This is a genomic window from Aquabacter sediminis, assembly GCF_028863665.1.
Classification (GTDB): domain Bacteria; phylum Pseudomonadota; class Alphaproteobacteria; order Rhizobiales; family Xanthobacteraceae; genus L1I39.
Map to the genome: position 1 here is coordinate 528608 of NZ_JARBFX010000004.1, position 24021 is coordinate 552628.

22 protein-coding genes and 1 tRNA gene are annotated in these 24021 nt (G+C 67.2%); 14 read left to right on the top strand and 9 right to left on the bottom strand.

The window, feature by feature from the left end:
• Nucleotides 1-41: 41 nt before the first annotated feature.
• The 4 genes from PV781_RS10645 (at nucleotide 42) to PV781_RS10660 (ending at nucleotide 4183) form a co-directional block, all read left to right on the top strand.
• On the top strand, nucleotides 42-1028 hold the full coding sequence (locus PV781_RS10645) for a Bug family tripartite tricarboxylate transporter substrate binding protein (protein WP_274775595.1): 987 nt from the start codon (nucleotides 42-44) through the stop codon (nucleotides 1026-1028).
• Between the two features lie 430 nt (nucleotides 1029-1458).
• Nucleotides 1459-2277 (top strand): ABC transporter ATP-binding protein, encoded by an 819-nt coding sequence (locus PV781_RS10650; RefSeq protein ID WP_274775596.1) that lies wholly within the window; start codon nucleotides 1459-1461, stop codon nucleotides 2275-2277.
• Nucleotides 2277-3080 carry an ABC transporter permease gene (locus PV781_RS10655; RefSeq protein WP_274775597.1) on the top strand — a complete coding sequence of 268 codons (804 nt, stop codon included), beginning with the start codon at nucleotides 2277-2279 and terminating at the stop codon, nucleotides 3078-3080. Before PV781_RS10650 ends, PV781_RS10655 begins: the two co-directional genes overlap by 1 nt.
• 59 nt (nucleotides 3081-3139) lie before the next feature.
• Nucleotides 3140-4183, top strand: coding sequence for an ABC transporter substrate-binding protein (locus PV781_RS10660; RefSeq protein WP_274775598.1), 1044 nt, complete (start codon nucleotides 3140-3142; stop codon nucleotides 4181-4183).
• A 107-nt stretch (nucleotides 4184-4290) separates the two neighbouring features.
• Here PV781_RS10660 and PV781_RS10665 read toward each other — a convergent pair whose 3' ends face one another.
• Nucleotides 4291-5016, bottom strand: coding sequence for a GntR family transcriptional regulator (locus tag PV781_RS10665; RefSeq protein WP_274775599.1), 726 nt, complete (start codon nucleotides 5014-5016; stop codon nucleotides 4291-4293).
• 319 nt (nucleotides 5017-5335) lie between these two features.
• Between PV781_RS10665 and ggt the strand changes: the two genes are divergently transcribed.
• Nucleotides 5336-6928 carry a gamma-glutamyltransferase gene (gene ggt, locus PV781_RS10670; RefSeq protein ID WP_274775600.1) on the top strand — a complete coding sequence of 531 codons (1593 nt, stop codon included), beginning with the start codon at nucleotides 5336-5338 and terminating at the stop codon, nucleotides 6926-6928.
• Between the two features lie 61 nt (nucleotides 6929-6989).
• Here the strand turns inward: ggt and PV781_RS10675 are convergent, their stop codons facing one another.
• A complete protein-coding gene (locus PV781_RS10675) occupies nucleotides 6990-8396 on the bottom strand; it encodes an aminotransferase (protein WP_274775601.1) in 1407 nt (468 codons plus the stop codon).
• A gap of 328 nt (nucleotides 8397-8724) precedes the next feature.
• Here PV781_RS10675 and PV781_RS10680 point away from each other — a divergent pair, with 328 nt between their 5' ends.
• The 4 genes from PV781_RS10680 (at nucleotide 8725) to PV781_RS10695 (ending at nucleotide 11573) form a co-directional block, all read left to right on the top strand.
• On the top strand, nucleotides 8725-9444 hold the full coding sequence (locus PV781_RS10680) for a GntR family transcriptional regulator (protein ID WP_274775602.1): 720 nt from the start codon (nucleotides 8725-8727) through the stop codon (nucleotides 9442-9444).
• Nucleotides 9445-9516: 72 nt separating this feature from the next.
• Nucleotides 9517-9978: an RrF2 family transcriptional regulator gene (locus PV781_RS10685; protein WP_274775603.1), complete on the top strand. Its 462-nt coding sequence runs from the start codon at nucleotides 9517-9519 to the stop codon at nucleotides 9976-9978.
• Nucleotides 9963-10850 carry an NAD(P)/FAD-dependent oxidoreductase gene (locus PV781_RS10690; protein ID WP_274775604.1) on the top strand — a complete coding sequence of 296 codons (888 nt, stop codon included), beginning with the start codon at nucleotides 9963-9965 and terminating at the stop codon, nucleotides 10848-10850. The genes PV781_RS10685 and PV781_RS10690 overlap by 16 nt, the downstream gene beginning before the upstream one ends.
• A gap of 48 nt (nucleotides 10851-10898) precedes the next feature.
• Nucleotides 10899-11573, top strand: a complete 675-nt coding sequence (locus PV781_RS10695; RefSeq protein WP_274775605.1) for a class I SAM-dependent methyltransferase — start codon at nucleotides 10899-10901, stop codon at nucleotides 11571-11573.
• Nucleotides 11574-11700: 127 nt separating this feature from the next.
• On the opposite strand, the gene PV781_RS10700 is transcribed toward PV781_RS10695, so the two are convergent.
• The 7 genes from PV781_RS10700 to PV781_RS10730 all read right to left on the bottom strand — a co-directional run bounded on the left by PV781_RS10700 (nucleotide 11701) and on the right by PV781_RS10730 (nucleotide 17447).
• Nucleotides 11701-11777 (bottom strand) — tRNA-Arg (locus PV781_RS10700).
• 206 nt (nucleotides 11778-11983) lie between these two features.
• On the bottom strand, nucleotides 11984-13462 hold the full coding sequence (locus tag PV781_RS10705; RefSeq protein ID WP_274775606.1) for a sensor histidine kinase: 1479 nt from the start codon (nucleotides 13460-13462) through the stop codon (nucleotides 11984-11986).
• Between the two features lie 178 nt (nucleotides 13463-13640).
• Complete coding sequence (locus tag PV781_RS10710) at nucleotides 13641-13997, bottom strand: HPr family phosphocarrier protein (RefSeq protein WP_274775607.1); 357 nt, start codon at nucleotides 13995-13997, stop codon at nucleotides 13641-13643.
• Complete coding sequence (locus PV781_RS10715; protein WP_274775608.1) at nucleotides 13966-14367, bottom strand: PTS sugar transporter subunit IIA; 402 nt, start codon at nucleotides 14365-14367, stop codon at nucleotides 13966-13968. The genes PV781_RS10710 and PV781_RS10715 overlap by 32 nt, the downstream gene beginning before the upstream one ends.
• 114 nt (nucleotides 14368-14481) lie before the next feature.
• On the bottom strand, nucleotides 14482-14946 hold the full coding sequence (locus tag PV781_RS10720; RefSeq protein ID WP_274775609.1) for an HPr kinase/phosphorylase: 465 nt from the start codon (nucleotides 14944-14946) through the stop codon (nucleotides 14482-14484).
• 3 nt (nucleotides 14947-14949) lie between these two features.
• A complete protein-coding gene (locus tag PV781_RS10725; protein ID WP_274775610.1) occupies nucleotides 14950-16719 on the bottom strand; it encodes a sensor histidine kinase in 1770 nt (589 codons plus the stop codon).
• Between the two features lie 26 nt (nucleotides 16720-16745).
• Nucleotides 16746-17447: a response regulator transcription factor gene (locus PV781_RS10730; RefSeq protein WP_209103452.1), complete on the bottom strand. Its 702-nt coding sequence runs from the start codon at nucleotides 17445-17447 to the stop codon at nucleotides 16746-16748.
• Nucleotides 17448-17648: 201 nt separating this feature from the next.
• Between PV781_RS10730 and PV781_RS10735 the strand changes: the two genes are divergently transcribed.
• From PV781_RS10735 to PV781_RS10755, 5 genes are all read left to right on the top strand, one after another.
• Complete coding sequence (locus PV781_RS10735; RefSeq protein WP_274775611.1) at nucleotides 17649-18359, top strand: HugZ family pyridoxamine 5'-phosphate oxidase; 711 nt, start codon at nucleotides 17649-17651, stop codon at nucleotides 18357-18359.
• Nucleotides 18360-18536: 177 nt separating this feature from the next.
• Complete coding sequence (locus tag PV781_RS10740; protein WP_274775612.1) at nucleotides 18537-19001, top strand: (2Fe-2S)-binding protein; 465 nt, start codon at nucleotides 18537-18539, stop codon at nucleotides 18999-19001.
• Complete coding sequence (locus PV781_RS10745) at nucleotides 18998-21112, top strand: xanthine dehydrogenase family protein molybdopterin-binding subunit (RefSeq protein WP_274775613.1); 2115 nt, start codon at nucleotides 18998-19000, stop codon at nucleotides 21110-21112. The genes PV781_RS10740 and PV781_RS10745 overlap by 4 nt, the downstream gene beginning before the upstream one ends.
• Before the next feature lie 118 nt (nucleotides 21113-21230).
• Nucleotides 21231-22112 carry an NAD(P)-dependent oxidoreductase gene (locus PV781_RS10750; protein WP_274775614.1) on the top strand — a complete coding sequence of 294 codons (882 nt, stop codon included), beginning with the start codon at nucleotides 21231-21233 and terminating at the stop codon, nucleotides 22110-22112.
• A gap of 275 nt (nucleotides 22113-22387) precedes the next feature.
• Nucleotides 22388-24001 (top strand): phosphoenolpyruvate carboxykinase, encoded by a 1614-nt coding sequence (locus tag PV781_RS10755; protein ID WP_274775615.1) that lies wholly within the window; start codon nucleotides 22388-22390, stop codon nucleotides 23999-24001.
• Nucleotides 24002-24021: the final 20 nt, after the last annotated feature.

Sequence of the window (24021 nt, forward strand, 5' to 3'; positions counted from 1 at the left end):
CCGGAGAACACAAGCGGCGGATGCCGCAGACGGAGGAGACGATGAACAGACGCACCCTTCTCGCGTTCGTAGCGGCCACAGCGGGGCTTCTGGCCGCAAGCAGCACGCTGCCCGCCTTGGCAGGCGACTATCCCGACCGCGTGGTCAAGTTCGTCGTTCCGTTCCCGCCGGGCGGACCGACCGATGCGCTCGCGCGCCGTCTCGCGGAGGGGCTTCAATCGCGCTTCCCGGTGGGTGTCGTGGTGGACAACAAGGCCGGGGCGGGCGGCAATCTGGGCGCCGAGGCCGTCGCGAAGGCGGATCCCGACGGCTACACCATCCTGTTCGGCACGTCAGGGCCTCTCGCCATCAATAAGAGCCTCTACAGCAAGCTGCCCTACGACCCGCTCACCAGCTTCGCCCCGGTCATCTATATCGGCTCCCTTCCCAACGTCCTGGTGGTGAATGCGGACCTTCCGGTGAAGTCCGTGGCCGAGCTCATCGCCTATGCGAAAGCAAATCCCGGCAAGGTGACATTCGCCTCGTCCGGCAACGGGGCGTCCTCCCATCTGGCGGGGGTGCTGTTCAACCGGACGGCGGGAACGGAAATCCTGCATGTGCCCTATAAGGGCACCGGGCCCGCACTCAACGATCTTCTGGGCGGGCATGTGCAGATGACGTTCACCGACGTGCTCACCGCGCTGCCTCACATCCAGGCGGGGAAGCTGCGGGCCCTCGCCGTGACCTCGGCGGAGCGATCCAACGTGCTGCCCGACGTGCCCACGGTTGCCGAGCAGGGTCTCCAAGGCTTCGATGTCAGCGTCTTCTTCGGCGTCGTGGCTCCCAAGGGCACGCCGCAGCCGGTGATCGGAAAGCTGAACGAGGCCTTCGCCGCCGCCCTGAAGGAGCCCGCCATCCGCTCCGCCTTCACGGCGCAGGGCATCATGCTCTCTTCAGACACCTCTCCCGCCGCGCTGACCGCGAAAATGGAGACGGAAGGCGCACGTTGGGACAAGGTGATCCTGGAGGCAAAAGTCCGCCTCGATTGAAAGCCAGGTCCAGCCTGGTCTTGCTCCGGCGAGGGCGCGGGAGCAGGCCTCTCCTCAGGACCGATGAACGCTCCCGCTGGATCGGCGGGAGCGTTCGCGTTTTGGGCACCGGCAGGCGGAGGGGTCTGGCTTATCATCATCCCCCAAGGGAAGCGCTAGCCCGACCGTGTCCTGCACATTTTTGGGGCGGCCCGTGCGGCCGGACCTCCCCGTGCGCAGGCCGTACACCCGGCTCCAGGCGCTGAACCGCCCAAACCGCAGCCATTTTCTGCCCGTCCATGCCCAGTTCACGCGCTTGACACGCCATACATTCGAGTGAACTATTGCGTATACAGAATGGCATTCAATCATAATCGATTGGTGCCGCAAAAGAAATTCGCTTCCAGAACGCGGGACCAGACGACATGCATAAGCGTGAGGAGGTATTTTGATGCCTCTAGCACTGGCGTTCCCCTCTCCGTCCGAGGTCCGCGCCCAGGGCGAATCCGCCATCGCGGTGGAGGGGCTGACCAAGCGCTTCAAAACGGGCTCGGGCGTGATCACAGCGCTCGACGGCGTATCCCTTGATGTCCGGCAGGGCGAGTTCGTCGCCATTGTCGGCCCCTCGGGGTGCGGCAAGTCCACCATGCTCAAGATGCTCACGGGGTTGCTCCGGCCCACCGCCGGCTCGGTGAAGATCGGCGGCACGCAGGTCTCCGGCCCGCGTCGGGACATCGGCGTCGTCTTTCAGGCGCCGCTCCTGTTCCCCTGGCGCACCGTCCTGCACAATGTGATGCTCCCCGCCGACGTCCAGAGGCTCAACCGGAAGGAGCATGAGGCCCGCGCCAAGGCGCTGCTCTCCCTGGTGGGTCTGGAGGCCTTTCAGGACCGCTATCCCAACGAATTGTCGGGCGGCATGCAGCAGCGCGTGGCCATCGCCCGGGCGCTGCTGCACGAGCCGGCCATCCTGCTCATGGACGAGCCGTTCGGCGCCCTCGACGCCATGACACGTGAGCACATGAATGTGGAGCTGCAGAAGCTCTGGGCCCGGCACCACAAGAGCATTCTCTTCATCACCCACTCCATCCCGGAAGCGGTCTTCCTGGCCGATCGCGTCGTCGTCATGACGCCTCGTCCGGGCCGGGTGGCGGAGGTGCTGGATATCGACCTGCCCCGGCCTCGCCCCCTCGAGATGATGAGTTCGCCGGCTTTCGGCGCCTATGTGGCCCGGATCCGCTCCCATTTCGGCTCCGTCGGAGTGATCGACTGATGAGCAGCGCCCCGCCCATTCGCTCCACGCCGACCACCATCGCCCTGAGCCTGCTGCTGCTGGGCTGCCTGCTCGGCGCCTGGGAGCTGGCCGTCCGCATCATGCAGGTCCCCGCCTTCATCGTGCCGGCGCCCAGCGCCATGTTTTCCGCCTTCTATCGCGGCCTCATGAGCGGGCTCTTTGTGGAGCATTTCGGGATCACCCTGCTGGAGATCCTGGCCGCCTTCGTCATCGGCGCCTCGGCCGGCTTCCTGATCGGCGTCGGGATCGCCACCAATCGATACCTGGCCTTCTTCCTGTATCCCTATATCATCGTCCTCCAGTCGATGCCGAAGATCGCCATCGCGCCGCTCATCGTGCTCTGGTTCGGCCTTGGCATCACCTCGAAGATCGTTGCCGGCGCGCTGATCTGCTTCTTCGCGGTGATGGTGAACACTGCCGCCGGATTGCGCGCGGTGGAGCAGGACCGCGTGGACCTGATCCGCTCGCTCGGCGGCTCCGACATGCAGGTGTTCTGGATGCTGCGCCTGCCATCCGCCCTCCCGTACATCATGGCCGGGCTGGAAATCGCGCTCACCTTCGCCATCATCGGCGTCATCGTGGCGGAATTCCTGGGCGCCGAGCGCGGCCTCGGCATGCTCATGCAGAGCATGAACTCGTCCATGGACGTGGCCGGCTCCTTCTCGGTCCTGATCATCCTGGTGGCGCTCGGCCTGACCTTGAACCGCCTCATCGTCTATGCCCGCCACAAGCTGATCTATTGGGAAAAACGCCCGACGCAGGATGTGGCGGTCGAGGAATGAGACGGCCGGCCGTCGCGCACCGGATCATCAGTTTCAAAAAAACCAACCAGAGGTGACCTATGCTCCATCGTGTCGCTACCGCGCTCGGCGCCACTGCGCTGGCGCTCTGCGCCGTCCTTCCGGCAAAAGCTGAAACGAAGATCCGGGTCGGCTGGTGCGCGAAGACCTATAATGTCGCCGTTGCGCCCTTCGCCATCGCCCAGAAGAAGGGGTGGTTCAAGGACAATGGCGTCGAGATGGAGATGGTCACCTTCCCCGGCTCCATCGACTGCATGCGCAGCCTTGCCACCGGCGACGTGGCCATCACCCTCGCGGCGCCTGAGCCGCTGGCCATTCTCTCGCTCCAGGGCGTGAAGGCGAAGGTCTTCTTCGAAGCCTACCGGCGCAACATTTTCGGCCTCGCGGTGAAGGCCGACAGCGGCATCGACAGCTATAAGGATCTGAAGGGCCAATCGATCGGCGTGCTCTCCATGGGCTCGGTGGGCGTGCCGATCGCGAAATCGATCGCCAAATCGGCCGGCCTTAATCCGGATGCCGATATTCGTCTCGTCGTCACTGGAGAGCCGGCGCAGACCGCAGCCTTGGTGCGGCGGGGCGAGGTGAAGGTCCTCAGCCAGTACGACACCTATTATACTTTGATCGAGCGCGCCGGCGTGAAGCTGAAGCGACTGGACGACCCGGCCATCGAGAATTTCCCCAGCAATTCCTGGGTGGCCCTCGACGAGACCATCGAGAAGCGCCGGGCAGATCTTGTGGGCTTCAGCCGCGCCTATGCCATGGGCACCGCCTATGCCATCGCCCATCCGCGCGAGGCCATCAAGATCACGTACGAACTCTATCCGCAGACCCGTCCCTCCAACCTGGATGGCGAGGAAGCGGTGACTTATGATCTGGCGGTCCTCAACGACCGGATCCGCACCTGGAAGCTGTCGGAAGGGCAGACCCTCTGGGGCGAGGTGAACGTGGCCGCCTATCAGGCCTATATGGACTGGCTGCGCGAGGCCGGCATCCTCTCCGGTCAGGTGGACGCCAAGACCATCACCACCAACGTCCTGATCGAGGACATCAACAAGTTCGATCGCAAGGTGATCGAAGCCCCCTGAGGGCGGAGGGCGCGCCCCTGCGGCGCGCCCTCCATCGGCTGGGGAGGCCATCCTCGGCCGGCTCATGGCGAGGGAAATGGGGACGTCGTTTTCGCCGGCATCCCCGCTCAGCGCAGGGACATCAGGTTCGGCGCGATGTGGCGCTGCTGGAAGATCTCCCGCACCCGGGTCATGCTGTCGAGCCGCGCCATGACATGGGCCCGCGCCGCCTTGCTGGCGGCCTCCGGGTCGCGCGCGATGATGGCATCCGCGATGGCGATGTGCTGCTCCAGCCCGCTGCGCTCGGCATCCTCGAACAGGACTTCCAGCCACAAGGCCATCTGCAGTTGCTGGTAGACCTGTTCGGTCAGGCGGATGAGGGCATCGTTTCGGGTCGCCGCCGCGATCACCTTGTGAATCTTCAGGCCGAGATCGAGATTATGGGCGACATTGGCCGTATTGGACCGTTTCTTGTCCGCGAACGAAATCATCTCGTCGATGATGGCGCGGATGGCGTCCAAATCTTCTTCCGTTGCGACCGCGCAGGCCAGTTCCGCCGCGCAGGCGTCAAGCGCCGCGCGCACGTGCAGCAGGTCGCAGGCGGTCTTGATGTCGAAGTCGGCGACCACATAGCCGAGATTGCGACGGCCGACGACCAGGCCTTCCTCCTCCAGCTTCATCAGCGCTTCGCGCAACGGGGTGCGGCTGACGCCGAGTCGCTCGGCAAGGCGCGTCTCGGACAGGCGCTCACCGGGACGCAAGCGGCCGGTCAGGACCAGATCCTTCAACTCGGCGTAGGCCTGCTCGCGCAGGGAATGCCGCTTGTTCGTGCCATCCGCCGCTGCCTCACTCATTCACGCCGCCTCGCCACTACCAAGGATCATGCGGTCCGGGTTCGCCCGGCGCGCCGCAGGTCCGTCCAGAACAGTATGCAACTCTGTATCTTATTCGCAACGAAGCCCGGCGCGCTTTTTCAACGCCTCAAGCCCGGGTGAGAGGCTCCCATGCTGGGATCGGGTGCGAACCCTTCCTGGACGACACAGATCGATTATCGTATACAATTTTAAATGCAATATTGTTCGGACTTTGGCGGGCGCCCTCGGCGGTTCCCTGGCCGAGGCCGGCTTCTCTCCCTTCGGGGCCCCGCTTGAGATCGCAACCAAGGCAGATGAGATGAGAGACTTCGAGACGACCGGCCGTTCGCTGGCGGTGGGACGGGCGGGGATGGCGGCGACCTCCCACCCGGTGGCGACGCTTGCAGCGGTGGAGATTCTGAAGGCGGGCGGCAATGCCATGGACGCGGCCATTGCCGCCTGCGCCGTGCAGTGCGTGGTGGAACCCGGTTCCACCGGCATCGGCGGGGACTGTTTCGCCCTCTATGCCCCCGAGGCATCGACGAACGTCCTCGCCTATAACGGCTCCGGCCGTCTGCCGGCCGCGGCCACCTGGGCGGCGCTCGCGGCAGACGGCGCCACCGCCATCGAGCGGCATTCCCCCCACGCCGTGAGCGTGCCCGGAGCGGTGGAGGCCTGGGCGCGGCTGAACGCGGACCATGGCCGCATGCCGCTTCGCGAGGTGCTGGCCCCGGCCATTGCCATGGCGCGCGAGGGCTATGCCGTGACCCCGCGCGTCGCCTTCGACATGCGCCGGGAAGTGGAGCTGTTGCGCCGCGATCCCACTGTCCGGGACACCTTTCTGGTGGCGGGAGAGGTGCCTGCCGTCGGCGTCCTGATGCGCCAGCCGCTGCTTGCCGATACGCTGGACTGCATCGCCCGCGAGGGAGCCGCCGGCTTCTACCAGGGCGCCATCGCCGCCGACATGGTCGACTATCTGCGCGGCAAAGGCGGGCTCCACACGCGGGAGGACTTCGCCGAGGCGCAAGGGGAATATGTCACCCCGATCACGACGACCTATCGTGGCCGCACCATCTTTGAATGCCCGCCCAACGGGCAGGGCGTGGTGGCGCTGCTCATCCTCAACATCCTGAAGCGCTTCGACGTGACCGGCGACGCGCTGGATGCCGACACCCTGTTCCTGAAGGCGGAGGCCAGCCGCCTGGCTTATGCCGAGCGCGACGCGCTGCTCGCCGATCCCGCCCAGGCTCCGGTGCCGGTGGACGACCTGTTGTCCGATGCGCTGGCGGACCGGCTCGCGGCGAGCATCCAGATGGACCGCGCCCGCGAGATCCCCCGCCCGGCGCCTGCCGTGGAGCATGCGGACACCGTTTACATCTCGGTGGTGGACCAGGCGCGCAACACCGTCTCCTTCATCAATTCCGTCTTCCACGTCTTCGGTTCGGGCCTGATGGCGCCGAAGAGTGGAGTGTTGTTCCACAACCGGGCGCAGAGCTTCTCGCTTCAGAAGGGCCATCCCAATTGCGTCGCCCCGCGCAAGCGGCCCCTGCACACCATCATCCCCGGAATGGCCGCCAAGGATGGGCGTATCTGCCTGACCTTCGGCGTCATGGGCGGCCATTACCAGGCCATGGGACACGCCTATTTCCTCTCCGCCGTGCTCGATCACGGGCTGGACCTTCAGGCGGCGGCGGAACTGCCGCGTCTCTTTCCGCGGCCGGACAATGGCCATGTGGAGATGGAGGGGCGCCTGCGCACCCGGCTCGCCGCCGATTTTGAACGCCGTGGCCTCAAGGTGGTCGCCCCCTCCGGTCCCATCGGCGGCGCCCAGGCCATCGCCATCGACTGGGAGACCGGGGCGCTGTTCGGCGGGTCGGACTCGCGCAAGGACGGCTGCGCGCTCGGCTATTGATCCAAAAGAGATGGCCGGCGCGCGCTGCGCCGGCCATCATTTTGACGCTCGGACTGACCGTTCAGCCCAGAAGGGCGTGCAAGGCGGGCATGGCCGCCGACAGGCCCTTGGCATAGCGATCCACCGCCTCGTCGATGTCCGCGGCGGTGATGTTGAGGGGCGGTGAGAAGGAGTTCACGGGCGCAAAGGGCAGGGCGCGCGTCAGCACACCCGCTGCGGTGGCGTGCTTGGCGACCACCCGATGGGGAACCGAGCCCGCCGGGAAGGCCCGCCGGCTGTCCTTGTCCGCCACGAACTCCACCGCCGCCATCAGGCCGACGCCGCGCACGTCGCCCACGAACGGGTTTTCGCCGAGCGCGTGGCGCAGCCGCTCCACGAGATAGGGGCCGAGCCGCGCCGCATTCTCCACCAGCCCTTCGCCTTCCAGCAGATCGAGATTGGCGAGGGCAATGGCGCTGCCCACCGGATGGCCCGAATAGGTGAAACCGTGCATGAAGGGGCCCATCTCGCCCGATGCGGCCTCCAGGGTGGACCAGATGCGGTCCGAGACAATGGAGGCGGACATGGGGAAATAGGCGCTCGTCAGCCCCTTGGCCAAGGACACGATGTCCGGGCGCAGACCATAGAGCCCGGTGGCGAACCAGCAGCCGGTCCGGCCGAAGCCCGTGATCACCTCGTCGGCGATCAGCAGGATGTCGTGGCGGTCCAGCACCGCCTGAACCTTCTCAAAATAGCCCGCCGGGGGCAGGAACACCCCGCCCGTGCCCATGACCGGCTCGGCGATGAAGGCGGCAATGGTGTCTGCCCCCTCGCGTGCGATCAGCGCCTCCAGATCGCCCACCATCCGATCGGTGAAGGCCTCCTCGCTCTCGCCCGGCTCACCATAGCTGTAATAATGCGGGCACGACGTGTGCAGCACCCCCTCCAGCGGCAGGTCGAAGGCCTTGTGATAGGACCCGATGCCCGTGAGGCTGCCCGAGGCCACGGTCACGCCGTGATAGGCGCCGATGCGCGAAATGATCTTCTTTTTCAGCGGCTTGCCGCGCAAATTGTTGTAGTAGCGCACCAGCTTGAAGGCGGTGTCATTGGCGTCCGAGCCGGAGGTGCCGAAGAAGACGCGGGCCATGTGAGGCGCGTTCGCCTGCTCCCGGAACAGGGTGAGAAGGCGATCCGCCAGCCGGATCGTATCGGGGCAGGAGGAGCCGCCGAACAGGTGCTGGTAGCTCAGGGTGCGCATCGCCTTGGCGCCGGCCTCTGCCAGTTCCTCACGGCCGAACCCCACATTCACGCACCACAGGCCGGCGCCCATGTCGATGCGCTCGTCGCCCCCATGCGTGGTCACGCGCACCCCGTGTGCCTTGTCATAGATGGCCGGGCCATCGCGCAGCAGGTCGGCGATGGAGGTGGCGGGGTGAAACAATGCGGCCTTGTCCAGGTCTTCGAGGGACAGATTGGGAAGGTGGGTCATCGGGTTGATCCTCGCGGCACAGGCGTCCGCCGCGGCGCGCGGCGGGGCGTCGCAATCCATGCCGAACCGGTCGCGTCACGGGAGAGCGTGCGCAAATTGCAGCCCCACCCCAAGCCGGCGCCTTGTCCGTGATCATGAAATTCGCGATCTGCGATCGCATTAGAGCAGACAATCCGCCCCGTGCAATGGAAAACCAATATGGCCGACAAAATTGTATACGAGTGTGTCGGGACATGATGCCACCCGGTGCTCCGGCGCCCATCCGTGGCCGTATCAAATTGCTCCGCGCGCGGGTTTGGTGAACCATGGCGACGGGGGAGGGACCATCATGGCGGGGAAGATCACGCCGCGGACCGTTGCGAAGCCAGACGTGCAGCCCATCGGCCTGGAGGCGGTGGAAACGGTGCCGCTGCATGAACTCGTCTTCGCCCGTTTGACGCGGGCGCTGATGGCTGGCCAGATCCAGCCCGGCCGCAAGCTGACCTCCCGAAAGCTCGCCCAGGAGCTGGGAACCAGCGACATGCCGGTGCGGGCCGCCTTGGCGCGGCTTCAGGCGCTCCAGGCGCTGGTGGCGCTCCCCAGCGGGTCGCTGACATTGCCGCCCATGACGCGCGAGCGCTTCGCCGACCTCATGAGCACCCGCCTGATCTGCGAGGGGGCCGCGACGGAGATCGCCGCCGGGCTCATCACCAAGCCGCAGCTGCGCGGATTGCAGGCGGAGCAGGACGCGCTCGTGGCGGCCGCGCGAAACCAGGACATCGCCGCATTTTTGGCCCGCAATTACGAGTTCAAGTTTCAGGTCTACCGGGCGAGCCGCTCGGCGTCGCTGATCTTCCTGATCGAGACCCTTTGGCTCCAGGTGGGGCCGTTCCTGCGCCAGTTTTCCGGGCGGTTCGATGGCGGCCTGGTGGGCGTGCTGGATCTGGATTTCCACGACGAGGTGCTGCGCGCGCTTTCACGCGGCGACGGGCCCGCTGCCGCGGCCGCCATGCGCAAGGACATCTCTTCCGGCGGCCAGTTCCTGATGCAGCAGGCCGAATTCGCCTGATCGGCGGATCGGCAACGGGCGCCCGCCCGGCGCCCTTGACAGTGGGTCTCTAAATGTAACATCAATAGTTACATGAAACGCGATAGCCGCCTGTCTTCGGTTCTCCACGCTCTCCTTCACATGGCCGAGCAGGACCGGCCGATGACATCCGAAGCGCTGGGACAGTGTCTCGGCTGCAATCCGGTCGTGGTCAGGCGGACCATGGGCCTGTTGCGGGAGGCCGGCCTTGTGGCGTCCGATCGGGGCCATGCGGGTGGCTGGCGCATCACGGCCGACCTGTCCACCGTGTCCCTGCGCCAGTTGCACGAGGCCCTTGGCGAGCCCGCCATTTTTGCCATCGGCAACCGCAACGAGGCGGCGCACTGCCTGGTCGAGCAGGCCGTCAATGCCGCCTTGGAGGGCGCCATCGCCGAGGCCGAGGCCCTGTTGCTCGAGCGGTTTTCAGACATCACGCTCGCCCAGCTGGCCGCGGACTTCGCGCGTCGCCATGCCGCCCGGCGGGTCGAAAAGGACCAGACATGCAATATGATGTGATCGTCATCGGGGGCAGCTATGCGGGCATGGCCGCGGCCCTCCAGCTGGTGCGGGCACGCCGGGCGGTGCTTGTGATCGACGGCGGCACGCGTCGCAATCGCTTCTCCAGCCACTCTCATGGTTTTCTCGGCCAGGATGGGGTTGACCCTGCCGCCCTGGCGGCAACCGCGCGGTCGCAACTGGAAGCCTACAAGACCTTGTCCTGGATCGAGGGCCGCGCGACGGCGGTTTCAGGGGGGCACGACCATTTCACCGTAAGAACGAGCGACGGCGCGCTGCATGGGGGACGGCGCATCCTGCTTGCCACGGGTGTCGCCGATCAGCTCCCCGATGTGCGCGGCCTTCCGGAGCGGTGGGGCAGGAGCGTCTTTCACTGTCCCTATTGCCACGGCTACGAGCTGGACCAGGGGCGGATTGGCGTGATCGCGACCAGCTCGTTGTCGCGGCACCAGGCGGAGCTCTTGACGGACTGGGGCGAGCCGACCCTGCTGACGAACGGGGCCATGACCCTGGACACCGAGGCAAGGCAGGTCCTTGAGGCGCGGGGCGTCGCCATCGAGCCGACCCTTATCGCGGAGCTCGAAGGCGTGGCGGACGTTCGTCTCACCGACGGCCGGGTTCTGGCCTTTGCCGGCCTGTTCGTCGGCCCGCGCTGCCATCCCGCGAGCCCTCTTGCCGAAGAGGCCGGATGCGCGCTGGAGAAGACGGTCATGGGCGTGCAGGTGCGCACCGACGAGGCTAAGCAAACCTCGGTGCCGGGCATTTTTGCCTGCGGGGATGTGGCCCGTATCCCGCACTCGGTGTCCCTGGCCGTCGGCGACGGGGCATGGGCCGGTGCCCAGGTGCATCGCTCGCTCCTCTGGCCACACTAGCAGGCCTCGCCCATGTCCACTCCGCCGCCCAACCCGGCGGGGCAGCCAATGGCTGCTTTCGCGGACCCGGACGCGGTGGCGCGCTATGCCGAGCGCACCGCCCGCATGGTCCCGGGCCTTTCAGATCTTCACACCATGGCGCGGTTGCTCCTCGCCGAGCGCGCGCCAGAAGACGCCCGCATTCTGGTGGTGGGCGCCGGCGGCGGATTGGAGCTGAAGGCATTTGCCGTGGCCCAACCGCGATGGCAGTTCCACGGCGTGGACCCTTCGGCGCAGATGCTGGCGCTGGCCCGCTCGACTTTGGGGCCGCTTGCCGGGCGCGTGCGTTTCCACGAGGGCTATCTGCAGGGCGCCCCGGCTGGCCCGTTCGATGGCGCGGCCTGTCTGCTGACCCTTCATTTCCTGGATCCAGCCGATCGACGCGAGACGCTGCGCGAGATTTTCACTCGGCTGAGGCCGGGCGCTCCGCTCATCGTGGCCCATCACAGCTTTCCCGGTGATGACGGCGAAAAGGACCTGTGGCTCGCGCGTTTTGCTGCGTTCGCGGCGGCCTCCGGCCTGTCTCCTGCGCCCACGCAAGCGGGAATCGAAACCATTAAGGCCCGCTTGCCGATCCTCTCGCCGGACCAGGACGAAGCGCTCATGCGAGAGGCAGGCTTCACCGGCGTCACGTTGTTTTACGCCGGTTTCACCTTCAAGGGCTGGGTCTGCCACAAGCCGTAGGCCCGCGCCTAGCCGGGGCAGCCCGCTGTCGGCCCGGTCCGGACAGCAGGAGAGCCGCGCGAAGGTCCGTTTCCCTACCAGGGGACGGTGGATGACGAGCCGGCGATTTGGCATCTGCAGAGTGGAATGGCGCGCCCGAAAGGATTCGAACCTCTGACCCCCAGATTCGTAGTCTGGTGCTCTATCCAGCTGAGCTACGGGCGCCTGCCGCCTCTTCAGTGGGGCCCTTGGGCTGTCCACCGTGCCGGTCGGATGCTCCGGCTGAGAGGCTCACCGACGGTGTGCGTCGGCGAGGGCTGTCTCTTACCCGCCTCTCCTTTTGAAGGCAAGGCCCCTTGCGCAGATTGGCCATGCCGTCCGCGCTGGCCTGTGGATGACGCGGGCATGACACGGTGCCGGGTGGTGCGCGCTCACGCGCTGGCGCGGCGGGAGGCGAGGCGCAGGTCGGCGGTGCGGTCGGGAATGGAAATGAGGAAGGTGGCGCCCATGGTGCCTTCCACCAGGCGCAATTCTCCGCCGTGCGCGCGCACCAGTTCGTCGGCGATGGGCAGGCCGAGCCCGGTGCCGCCGCGGCGCGCCGAGGCCTGGAAGGCGGCGAACAGGCGCTCGCGGCGATCGGCGGGAATGCCGGGGCCGGTATCGCTGACCTCGATCTCCACCACCGTGCCGCGGCGGCGGGCGGAGATGCGGATCTGGTCGCGGGTGGGATCGTTGGGCGTGCGGGCCTCCAGCGCCTGGCGGGCATTGCGGGTGAGGTTGAGCAGCACGCGGAACAACTGGTCGGGGTCCGCATCCACGGCGATGGAGCGGTCGAGGGAGGCGATCCAGCCAATGGGCGAATCGGGGCCAAGGCCTAGGGTCTCGCGCACCTCTTCCAGCAGGGGCGCCAGCTCCACCTTGCGGCGCACGGGCAGCGCCTCCTGGGCACGGCCATAAGAGAGCGTCTGCTCGCAATAGGTGATGGCCCGGTCGAGCGCGTTCATGAGCTTGGGGGCGAAGCGCTGGACGGTGGGGTCCGGCAGGTCGGCGAGGCGGTCCGAGATGAGCTGGACCGAGGCGAGCAAATTGCGCAGGTCGTGGTTGATCTTCGACACCGCCATGCCCAGTGCGGCGAGGTGGGACTTCTGCGCCAGGGTCTGCGAGAGGCCGCGCTGCAATTCCGCGAGGGCCTCCTCGGCGATGCCGATCTCGTCGCCCCGGCCGGATGGCACGATGATGCGCGAGGCATCCTCCGGCGCCTCGCGATAGGCGCTCATGCGCTCGGTCAGGCGCCGCATGGGCCGCACGAACATGCGGTGGAGGCTCACATAGACCAGCAGGCCGGCAATGCCGGACACCAGCAGCGAGAGCACGGAGAGCGTGGCGCCGAACCGCAGCATGGCGGCGCGCAGCGGCTTTTCGGAGAGGACGATCTCCAGGAAGTCGCCGTCGCGGGGCGCGGCGGCCACCACGCGCAAGGTGCGGTCGCCGCCGGAAATGAGGGTGTCGACCGCTTCCCACACCGCCTCCAGCATGGTGGTCTGGCGCATGTCGATGTGCAGGTCGATGGTGGGCGGCATGTCGGACATGGCAAGCAGGCGCCGGGTGTCCTCGCGCTTGACCACCACCACCTGGGCCCCGACGCTTTCCAGCACCTGGCGGGCCAGTTCCGGCGGCACGGTTTCCTCGGGCGCCGCCTCCAGGACCAAAGCGGCAGTGCGCGCGGCGGCCACGCGGTCGGAGAGCCAGCGCTGGCGGAAGGTGGCCATGGACGGCACGAAGATGGCAAGCTCCGCCGCCGTCACGAAGGCGATGGTGAGCAGCAGGAGTTTTCCGGACAGCCCGAGCCGTACGCGCCGCTCCTTGAGCGCGCGTGTCGTACCGGAAAAGGAGTCCTGGAGCCTGTACATGCCTTCCAAGCCAAGGCGGCACGCACCTCTTGCGGCCACCATGCCTTCATAATCGCGCGATTGTGGCTTTCGGCAGGCTGCAAGGCCAGCTTTGCGTCACGCGGCGGCGCCCACGGAATGACGCCAATGGCCAGGCTGGAGCTTGCCCCGACATGCCGGCGAAGCCGGTGCGCCGGACCTATTCCTCTTCGCCGAACCGGTTGGCCACCAGGGCGGTCAGCGCCTCCATCACATCCTGCGCCTCCTTGCCGGTGGCGGTGACGGTGACGGTGGTCCCAGGCGCGGCGGCCAGCATCATCAGGCCCATGATGGAATTGCCTTCCACCGCCTCGCCATTGCGGCACACGGTGACGGAGGCGGTGAAGCGCTCCACCGTCTGCACGAACTTGGCGGAGGCCCGGGCATGCAGGCCGCGCTTGTTGATGATGGGAAGCACCCGGACGAGGGCGCCAGGAGGAGCGGGAGACCCACAGGCCTCGGTCACGGCCTCCGCTGGCACGCTCTCACTTTCCGGCAAGGACACGACTTGCGACATTGATGTATTTCCGGCCGGCTTCCTGCGCCACGTTTACCGCCTCGGCCAGAGGCAATTCGGCGCGGACCTTGGCGAGCTTCACCAGCATGGGGAGATTGATCCCCGCCACCACTTCCACGTCGGGCGCGTTCATCACGGAGATGGCGAGGTTGGAAGGGGTGCCGCCGAACATGTCGGTGAGGATGACCACGCCCTGGCCCGCCCGCACGCGGTCCACCGCCTCGATGATGTCGTGGCGGCGGCGCTCCATATCGTCGTCGGGGCCGATGGTGACCGCGGCAATCTGGCTCTGCGGGCCCATGACATGCTCCAGAGCGGAGCAGAATTCTGTGGCCAGGCGGCCATGGGTGACGAGAACGAGACCGATCATGTTCCCTCCGCCTCAGCCAGTTCGGGGCGGAGGCCTCCCGCAGTGCGGGACCGCCATATTCAGAGCGGCTCAAAAATTACGCAAGGGGTGCATCGCACAAAAGCACAAAACCCTTCAGGGATTCTTGCCCTTCAGGAAGGCCGCGACCACGAGCCGGGCGTCCATTCCTTGCGGAATTGAAAGGCGGGGGATCTGGAAGCCTTCCAGGCTTGCAAAGCTGCCCGCGACCTCCGGCAGGCGTGTGGCATCTCCTGCCGCAAGATCGATCACCAACCCTACCGGCGCGTACGCCAGATAGGGAAAGCGGCGGATGCCGAGGTAGCGCACCTCGATCAGGCCGGCGAGCGTGGACGGCGCGCGGGCGAGGAGGCCATCCGGCGTCGGGGTCAGGTGCACCCGGTCGTCAGCCACCAGATCCGCCGCCGGCAAGGCGCGGGGCGGGTCCAGCATGAGGGCGAGGGCGAGGGTGGACTTGCCGGCTCCCGATGGGCCACGGATCAGGAGCCCGGTCTCGCCCACACGCACGCAACTGGCGTGGATGGTGGGTGAGGGCGCGCCCGGGCCGGGACCGTCTGACACCGCTCAACCCGCCGGCAGGCGCACCATGAGGCGCGCGCCCAGCACCGTTTCCTCGCCGTCCGCATCCTTGCCCATGCGGTTCTCGGCCCAGATCTTGCCGCCATGGGCCTCCACGATCTGGCGCGAGATGGACAGGCCGAGGCCCGAATTCTGGCCGAAGCCCTGGTGGGGCCGGTCGGTGTAGAAGCGCTCGAAAATCTTTGCGAGCGCATCGGGGCGCACGCCCGGCCCCTCGTCGTCGACGATGATTTCCGCGCCCTGCTTCAGGCGCCGGCAGGTGACGGTCACGGTGCCGCCGCTGGGCGAGAAGGAGCGGGCATTGGAGACCAGATTGTCCACCACCTGGCCAAGCCGCGAGGCATGGCCGACGATCACATAATCCGCCGGCGCCCCCGGCGCGCGCTCGAACTGGAGGGCGACGCTCACCCCGTCATCCTTGCGCACGTCCTGGGCCATGCCCACCACCATTTCCAGCATCTGGCGCAGGTCCACATTGGTGGCTTCCTGGCGCTGGAGCTCGGCATCCAGGCGGCTGGCGTCGGAAATGTCTGAGATCAGGCGATCGAGACGCTTCACGTCGTGCTGGATCACCTCCATGAGCCGGTCGCGGGACTTGTCGGTCTTGGCGAGCGGCAGCGTCTCCACGGCGGAGCGCAGGGAGGTAAGGGGGTTCTTCAACTCGTGCGCCACGTCGGCGGCGAAGCTCTCAATGGCCTCGATGCGGTTATAGAGCGCCGAGGTCATGTCGCGGAGCGCGCCGGACAGGTGGCCGATCTCGTCCGAGCGGGAGGTGAAGTCGGGGATCTCCACCCGGCTCTTGATGCGCCGGCGCACACGTTCCGCGGCCGCGGCGAGCTTGCGCACGGGATCGGCGATGGTGCCGGCCAGCAGGATGGACAGGAGCACCATCACCACCGCCGCCACCAGGAAGACGCGCACGATGACGAAGCGCTCCGCCTCCACCGCCTGGTCGATCTCCCCGCCCTGGGTGGAGAGCAGCAGGACGCCGAGAATGGCGCGGAAGCGCTGGATGGGCACCGCCACGGAGACCACCACGCGGCCGCGATCATCCACCCGCACGGCGCTCGCCTTCTGGCCGAGGGCGGCGGAGGCGACTTCCGGATAGTCCTTGCCGCTCTGGGGGCCCAGTTCCTTGTAAAGCGGCAGTTCCCGCCGCCCGATCCAGCTCTGCACCCACCGCCAGGCGCGCTGCAGAAGGCCGGGCGGAGCCTCGGTGGGCGGGGGCAGGTCGAAGCGCAGGATCTCGCCCTTGGAATAGAGCGAGCGGGTGTCCAGCAGCATCACCCCGTCGCGGTCATAGATGCGCGCGCGGGTGCCGGTGGGGCCGACCAGGCGCCGCAGAACCGGGGCCACCCGTTCCGGATTGATGGGGAATTCCAGCGGCGCGAAGCCCTCTTCCGCCGGCCCGTAGCTGTCGCCGGTCTGAAGCTCCAGGAGCTTTTCCGGATCGATCGTGATGGCGTTGGTTTCCACCTGGGCCGAGCCGGCAATGGCGGCGGCGATGATCTCGCCCTGCACCAGGAGGCTCTGCACGCGGGCATCGATGAGGCCGGCGCGGAATTCCGACAGATAGAGAATGCCCGAGACGAGCGCGCAGAGCCCCGCCAGATTGAGCAGCACGATGCGCCGCGTCAGGCTGGAGAAGCTCTTGAACGCCACGAACTGGCGGATGCGACGCAGCAGGCCCCAGAACCCGCGCGGACGCGGGGCGGGGCGCAGGTCCGCCGGGATGTCTTCGGTCTGGGCCGTCATGGCTGTGGGCGCCGGGGCGCCCGGCCTCACATTTCCTTAAAGCGATAGCCGACCCCGTACAGGGTCTCGATCATGTCGAAATTGTCGTCCACCGACTTGAACTTCTTGCGCAGGCGCTTGATGTGGCTGTCGATGGTGCGGTCGTCCACATAGACCTGATCGTCATAGGCCGCATCCATCAGGGCATTGCGGCTCTTGACCACGCCCGGGCGCTGGGCGAGCGCCTGGAGGATCAGGAACTCGGTGACGGTGAGGGTGACCGGCTCGCCCTTCCAGGCGCAGGTGTGGCGCTCCGGGTCCATGCGCAGCTGGCCGCGCTCCAGGACCTTGGCGCTGTCGGTCTCGCGCGGCGCGGTGCCGTCCTTGGCGCCGATCCGGCGCAGGATGGCCTTCACGCGCTCCACCAGGAGGCGCTGGGAGAAGGGCTTCTTGATGAAGTCGTCGGCGCCCATCTTGAGGCCGAACAATTCGTCGATCTCCTCGTCCTTGGAGGTGAGGAAGATCACCGGCATGTCCGTCTTCTGGCGCACCCGGCGCAAGAGCTCCATGCCGTCCATGCGGGGCATCTTGATGTCGAAGATGGCAAGGTCCGGCGGATTGGTCTTGAAGCCGTCCAGCGCGGACACTCCGTCGGTATAGGTGTCGATCCGATAGCCTTCCGCCTCCAACGCAATGGAGACCGAGGTCAGGATGTTGCGGTCGTCGTCGACCAGGGCGATCGTGGGCATGACACCTCTTTCATGCGTCGGAGCGGCTGTTTTCAGCCTGTTTCGGTGAAGCCGGTTCGCGTGGCCGAAATGTGACACCGGGTCCGATCATTCCCGGAAAATAACGGGAAATCACACAATCTCCAAACCCTTCCCGTTTGCCTTGCTTGACGGATGGGGACAGGGGCCGCACATCCCCCGGTCAGAGCAGGAGAAAAGGCCATGTCGCAGCCTCGGGAAAAGGCTGCCGCGCGGGCGCGGCAGGTGGTGGCGGAAGCCGGTTTCGCGGCGCTTGCGACCCTGGAGCCGGAGGGCGCGCCCTATGCCTCCCTGGTGGCGGTGGCGCTCGATCTGGACGGCCGGCCGCTGCTGCTGCTCTCCACTCTGGCGCGCCACACCCGCAACCTGACGGCCGATTCCCGCGTCTCGCTCCTGTTTGCCGGTCCGCGCGGAGAGGACCCGCTGAATGCCCCGCGCGTCAGCCTTCTGGGCGAGATCGCCGCGGTGCCGGCGGAGGAGGCCAAGGCCATCTATCTCGCCCGCCATCCCCTGGCCTCCGGCTATGCGGACTTCACCGATTTCTCCTTCTACCGCATGGCGGTGCGGGAGGCCCATCTGGTGGAGGGATTCGGGCGCATCGTCACCTTGCCGGGCGCGGACGTGGGCGTGGACTGGACCGGCGCCGAAGCGCTGAAGGGGGCCGTGGACGGCATCGTCTCCCACATGAACGAGGATCACCTTGACGCCATCGAGGGCTATGCCCACCGCCTCCTGAAGGAGACCGACACCGGTTGGCGGATGCTCTCCATCGATCCCGAGGGCACCACGCTTATTCTCGGCGATCGCACCCGCCGGCTGGACTTTGCCGGCCGCATCACCAATGCCGGCGAGGCGCGCAAGATGCTGGTTGCGCTGGTGCGGGGCGGCGATTGAGAGGTGGTGGCGGGGCAGGGATGATCGGGCGATACTCCAAAAGCTGAGGCGCGCAGGCGCCGCAGCGGGCAAGGGGATGCTTCTTTTCCCCTGAGGCCGGGCAGCGGGCGAGGGGTTCAGCCACAGCCCATTCCCGTCTCCTTTTCCGGTCCTGATGGTCCCGCAGGAGTCCCGAACGTGGTTGAGATCGCATTGCGCGTGAACGGTGAAGCGCGATCCGCGCAGGCGGACGAGGGCGCTGCCCTCATCCATGTGCTGCGCAACCTCCTGGACCTGAAGGCGACGCGCTTCGGCTGCGGGCAGGAGCAGTGCGGCGCCTGCATGGTGCTGGTGGACGGCAAACCCACCTTTTCCTGCACCTTCCCCGCCACCGATGCCGCCGGCCGGGAAGTGGAGACCGCCGAGGCGCTCGTCTCCCATCCCCTGCGCGAGGCTTTCCTGGAGCTTCAGGCCGGCCAGTGCGGCTATTGCCTCTCCGGCATCCTCATGTCCGCCAAGGGCCTGTTGGACCGCGCCCCCGATCCGGCGCGCGAGGAGATCATCGCCGCGCTCGATCCCCATCTGTGCCGCTGCGGCGCGCACGAGCGCATCATCGGCGCGGTGGCGCTGGCCGCCGCGCGTCTGCGGGGAGCGGCGGCATGATCCCCAATGCCTTGCCCTTGAGCCTCCAGGACAATCCCCGTCTCGACCAGTGGGTCGGCTTCCCCGCGCCGGGCCGGGTGAGCGTGCGCACCGGCAAGGTGGAACTGGGGCAGGGTGTGCTCACCGCGCTGCTCCAGATCGCCGCCGAGGAGCTGGATGTGGCTCCCGAGCGCATCGACCTGACCTCCGGCGACACCGCGTCCACGCCCAATGAAGGCTTCACCGCCGGCAGCCTCTCCATCCAGGTGGGCGGGGCGGCGCTACGCCTGGTGGCGGCGGAAGTGCGCGCCCTGCTGCTGGAGGCGGCGGCACGCCAACTCCAGGTGGATGCGGCGCGGCTCGCCGTGGCGGATGGCACCATCCTCAAGGACGGGGCGCCGAGCGGCATCGACTATTGGCGTCTCGCCCCGGCGCTGGATCTGTCCCAGGCTGCCACTGGTGCCGCGCCGGTCAAGGCTGCGGGGCAGCTCCGCCTGGTGGGCCAGGACCTGCCGCGCACCGATTTGCCCGCAAAGCTCGGTGGCGCGCCCTTCATCCAGGATCTGGCCCCGCCGGACCTTCTCCATGCCCGCGTGCTCCATCGTCCCCGCCGGGGCGCGCATCTGGAAGCCGTGGACGAGGCCGGCGCCGCGCGGCTCGGCGCCGTGACCTTCCACCGCTCGGGCGATGTGGTCGCGGTGATCGGGGAGGATGAAGCGGAAGTCCAGGCGGCCTTCACCCGCCTCAAGGACAGCGCCCGCTGGACGGGCGGCGTGGAGCTGAAGGAAACCGACGCGGAAGCCGTCACCCTGCTGGATCGGCCCACCGCCCCGCCCCGGGTGGTGGAGCGCGGCGCTCCGTCCGGCGCGCCCGTCGTGCGGCGGCTGGAGGCGACCTATTCCAAGCCCTATATCGCCCACGGCTCCATCGCCCCCTCCTGCGGACTTGCGAAATTCGAGGAGGGCCGGCTGACTGTCTGGACCCATGCCCAGGGCGTCTTTGCCTTGCGCGGGTCCATCGCCCGGGCGCTGGGGCTGGATCCGGCCTTGGTCCATGTGGTCCACCACCAGGGCGCCGGCTGCTACGGCCATAACGGGGCCGATGATGCCGCCTTCGATGCCGCCTTCGTGGCTCTGGCGCGGCCGGGGCGCACGGTGCGGGTGCTGTGGACGCGGGAGGACGAGCTGAGCGTTGCGCCGTTCGGCGCCGCCATGGTGGTGAAGCTCGCCGCCGGCCTTGATGCGTCCGGCCGGCCGGTGGACTGGACCCTCGACGTGTTCAGCCCCAGCCATGGGGGGCGGCCCGGCATGAACGGCGCCGTCAACCTTCTGACCCCCTTGGCCCTGGCGACGCCACCCGACGATCCCGCCCCCACGGACCTGCCGGATGCGGCCGGGGGAGGTGCCTCGCGCAACGCCTTCCTGCTCTATGACCTGCCGCACCAGAAGATGGTGCATCATTTCATCACCGATGCGCCGGTGCGCACGTCCTCCATGCGCGGGCTGGGCGCCTTCGCCAACGTGTTCGCGCTGGAATCCTTCCTGGACGAGGCGGCGGAGGCGGCGGGCCTGGACCCGGTGGCCTATCGCCTCTCCCTGATGTCTGACCCGCGCGCCCGCGCGGTGATCGAAGAAGCCGCCCGCATGTGCCATTGGGACATGCCGCCCCCCGATGGCTTCGCGCGGGGCTTCGCCTTCAGCCGCTACAAGAATTCCGCCGCCTATCTGGCCATGGCGGTGGAACTGGCGGTGGAAGAGGAGGTGCGCGTCTCGCGCGTGTGGTGCGCGGTGGATGGCGGGCTGATCGTCAATCCCGATGGCGCCCGCAACCAGATCGAGGGCGGCGTCATCCAGGCTTTGTCCTGGACGCTGAAGGAGCAGGTGCGCTTCGCCGAGGGCGCGGTGTCGTCCAACACCTGGGAGACCTATCCCATCCTGCGCTTCTCCGAGGTGCCGCGCATCGAGACCCGCCTCATCGGCGATCCCGCCCATCCCCCGCTGGGGATCGGCGAGGTGTCGCAGGGGCCCACCGCCGCCGCGGTGGGGAATGCGGTGGCCGCTGCGCTCGGCGCGCGGCTGCGCCACCTGCCGCTGACGCGCGAGCGCATCATGGCGGCGCTCCTGGAGGCGTGATCGGGGGAGAGGGACGAACGGGGCGATTTTCGCTTTCCCTCTCCCGGCTCAAGTGATCAGATGATAAATACATAATGAAGAATGCGGCGCCCCTGAAGGCGCCGAAGGGAGGACGCACATGAGGATCGGCTTTGCGGGCATGGGGCGCATGGGCAGCGCGATGGCGCTGCGGCTCCTGGAGCTCGGCCATGACGTCACCGTCTGGAACCGCAGCCCTGACAAGCTGGCGCCCCTGGTGGCCGCCGGCGCCAAGGTCGCGGACACGCCCGCCGGTCTCATCGGCACGGATGCGGTCCTCACCTCCTTGCTGGACGGGCCAGCGCTGGAGGCGGTCTATCTGGGTGAGAACGGGCTGCTGTCCGTGCCCGCCCCGGGCCAGCTCTTCATTGACATGAGCACCGTTCTCACCCGCGAGATCATCGCGCTGGCAGAAAAGGTCCGCGCGGCGGGGGGCGTGTTCTTGGAATGCCCGGTGGGGGGCACCACGGGTCCCGCGCGCACGGGCAAGCTGCTGGGCCTTGTGGGCGGGGAGGCTTCTGACGTGGAGCGCGCGCGTCCGCTGCTCGACCAATTGTGCCGGCGGGTGGAGCATGTGGGGCCGGTGGGGGCCGGCGCCGCGCTGAAGCTCACCATCAATCTGCCGCTGCTGGTCTATTACCAGTCGCTGAGCGAGGCCTACACCTTGTGCCGCAATGTGGGCCTCGACCCGCGCTGGCTGGTGGATTTCCTCGCCGACACCTCCGGCGGCGTGAACATATTGAAGGTCCGTCCGGAGCCCATCGCGGCGTCTCTGGCCGGGCAGGATACCGGCCCCGCCAACTTCTCGGTGGACGGCATCCGCAAGGATCTGCGCACCATGCTGGAAGAGGCGAAGGCGCTCCACACGGACCTCCCCGTCACCCGCGCCGCGCTCGGCGCCTATGACGCGGCTGCCGAAAGCGGCCTCGGCTCCAAGGACGGGTCCATGCTCGCAGGCTTCTGGGCCAACAGGGCCGGCTGAGTGCGCCGGCACGTCGTCGGACGCTGAGCCCTCGGATGGAAAGACCCGATCTTTCGCATTGCATCAGAGGAAATGGTGCAATGCGAAGATAAAATCCGACCTCCGGGAAGTTACGTGAAAGTGCAGGTCGGACCCATTTTAATCGTTTTTATGGTTCGTCGGGGCTGTTCACAGAAAGGTCATGGGGCACTAACCTCCGCCCGCGTGATCGACCGCCCTTCAGGGGCGCCTGCAAGAATGCCCCACATCATGTTGAGGGAAAGAGGAGATACTCCGTGCTCGAGACTGGACATCGCAACAGCGCTTACGGCGCGGACAGGTTCGGGCTGCGGCACCTTACCGGCGTCCATTGGAACCTGATGGCGCCGGCGCTCTATGAGCACGCTCTTGAGCGCAAGGAAGGCCATCTGGCCGCCGGCGGCGCTCTCATGGCGGAAACGGGTGTTCATACGGGACGCAGCCCCAAGGACAAGTTCGTCGTACGCGACGAGACCACCGAGGGCGAGGTATGGTGGGACAACAACGGCGCCATCACCGAAGCCCAGTTCGACGTCCTCTACGAGGACTTCATGAAAGAAGCCGAAGGCAAGACGCTGTTCGCGCAGGACCTTTATGGCGGCGCCGACCCGGCCTGCCGCATCAAGGTGCGCGTCTATACCGAGTTCGCCTGGCACTCTTTGTTCATCCGCACCATGCTGCGCCGGCCGGAAGTGGCCGAGCTCGCGGACTTCGTGCCCGAGATGACCATCATCGACCTGCCCAATTTCAAGGCCGACCCCGCCCGCCACGGCGTGCGCTCCGACACCATCATCGCCGTCAATTTCAAGCGCGGCATCGTGCTGATCGGCTCCTCGTCCTATGCGGGCGAGATGAAGAAGTCGGTCTTCACCTTCCTGAACTATTTGCTGCCGGCCAAGGGCGTCATGCCCATGCACTGCTCGGCGAACGTGGGCAAGGACGGCGACGTGGCGCTGTTCTTCGGCCTGTCGGGCACCGGCAAGACCACCCTTTCGGCCGATCCGAACCGCACTCTCCTGGGCGATGACGAGCACGGCTGGAGCAAGGACGGCGTCTTCAATTTCGAGGGCGGCTGCTACGCCAAGACCATCCGCCTCTCCAAGGAGGCCGAGCCCGAGATCTTCGCCGCCTCCGACCGCTTCGGCACGGTGCTGGAGAATGTCATCCTCGACCCCGTCACCCGCGTGCCGGACTTCGACGACGGTCGCCTGACGGAGAATACCCGCTCGGCCTATCCGCTGGACTTCATCCCCAATGCCAGCCCGACGGGCCGCGCGGGCCAGCCCAAGAACATCATCATGCTCACCGCCGATGCCTTCGGCGTGATGCCTCCCATCGCCAAGCTGACCCCGGCCCAGGCCATGTATCACTTCCTGTCCGGCTACACCGCCAAGGTGGCCGGCACGGAAAAGGGCGTGAAGGACCCCGAGGCCACCTTCTCCACCTGCTTCGGCGCCCCCTTCATGCCGCGCCACCCCTCCGTCTACGGCAACATGCTCCGCGACCTCATCGCCGAGCACGGCGTGGACTGCTGGCTGGTGAACACCGGCTGGACCGGCGGCAAGTACGGCGTCGGCCGGCGCATGCCCATCAAGGTCACCCGCACCCTGCTGGGCGCGGCGCTCGATGGCTCGCTGAAGGACGTGTCGTTCCGCACCGATCCCTATTTCGGCTTCGCGGTGCCCACCTCCGTGCCCGGCATCGAGCCCCACATCCTCTATCCGTCCAAGACCTGGGCCGATAAGGCGGAGTTCGATGTCACCGCGCGCAAGCTCGTCAACATGTTCCAGGAGAACTTCGCCAAGTTCGAGAAGCATGTGGACGCCGCCGTGCGCGAGGCCCAGCCGCAGGTCCGCCTCGCGGCGGAGTGAGGGCGGGGGATCGTTGGCAA

Bases quoted from the DNA above. Each gene is read 5' to 3' on its own strand.
- PV781_RS10730 (WP_209103452.1), bottom strand. From the start codon at position 17,447: ATGCCCACGATCGCCCTGGTCGACGACGACCGCAACATCCTGACCTCG.
- PV781_RS10705 (WP_274775606.1), bottom strand. From the start codon at position 13,462: ATGTACAGGCTCCAGGACTCCTTTTCCGGTACGACACGCGCGCTCAAG.
- PV781_RS10715 (WP_274775608.1), bottom strand. From the start codon at position 14,367: ATGATCGGTCTCGTTCTCGTCACCCATGGCCGCCTGGCCACAGAATTC.
- PV781_RS10690 (WP_274775604.1), top strand. From the start codon at position 9,963: ATGCAATATGATGTGATCGTCATCGGGGGCAGCTATGCGGGCATGGCC.
- PV781_RS10680 (WP_274775602.1), top strand. From the start codon at position 8,725: ATGGCGGGGAAGATCACGCCGCGGACCGTTGCGAAGCCAGACGTGCAG.
- PV781_RS10660 (WP_274775598.1), top strand. From the start codon at position 3,140: ATGCTCCATCGTGTCGCTACCGCGCTCGGCGCCACTGCGCTGGCGCTC.
- PV781_RS10745 (WP_274775613.1), top strand. From the start codon at position 18,998: ATGATCCCCAATGCCTTGCCCTTGAGCCTCCAGGACAATCCCCGTCTC.
- PV781_RS10685 (WP_274775603.1), top strand. From the start codon at position 9,517: ATGAAACGCGATAGCCGCCTGTCTTCGGTTCTCCACGCTCTCCTTCAC.
- PV781_RS10695 (WP_274775605.1), top strand. From the start codon at position 10,899: ATGGCTGCTTTCGCGGACCCGGACGCGGTGGCGCGCTATGCCGAGCGC.
- PV781_RS10710 (WP_274775607.1), bottom strand. From the start codon at position 13,997: ATGTCGCAAGTCGTGTCCTTGCCGGAAAGTGAGAGCGTGCCAGCGGAG.
- PV781_RS10650 (WP_274775596.1), top strand. From the start codon at position 1,459: ATGCCTCTAGCACTGGCGTTCCCCTCTCCGTCCGAGGTCCGCGCCCAG.
- PV781_RS10750 (WP_274775614.1), top strand. From the start codon at position 21,231: ATGAGGATCGGCTTTGCGGGCATGGGGCGCATGGGCAGCGCGATGGCG.
- PV781_RS10645 (WP_274775595.1), top strand. From the start codon at position 42: ATGAACAGACGCACCCTTCTCGCGTTCGTAGCGGCCACAGCGGGGCTT.
- ggt (WP_274775600.1), top strand. From the start codon at position 5,336: ATGAGAGACTTCGAGACGACCGGCCGTTCGCTGGCGGTGGGACGGGCG.
- PV781_RS10675 (WP_274775601.1), bottom strand. From the start codon at position 8,396: ATGACCCACCTTCCCAATCTGTCCCTCGAAGACCTGGACAAGGCCGCA.
- PV781_RS10655 (WP_274775597.1), top strand. From the start codon at position 2,277: ATGAGCAGCGCCCCGCCCATTCGCTCCACGCCGACCACCATCGCCCTG.
- PV781_RS10735 (WP_274775611.1), top strand. From the start codon at position 17,649: ATGTCGCAGCCTCGGGAAAAGGCTGCCGCGCGGGCGCGGCAGGTGGTG.
- PV781_RS10665 (WP_274775599.1), bottom strand. From the start codon at position 5,016: ATGAGTGAGGCAGCGGCGGATGGCACGAACAAGCGGCATTCCCTGCGC.
- PV781_RS10725 (WP_274775610.1), bottom strand. From the start codon at position 16,719: ATGACGGCCCAGACCGAAGACATCCCGGCGGACCTGCGCCCCGCCCCG.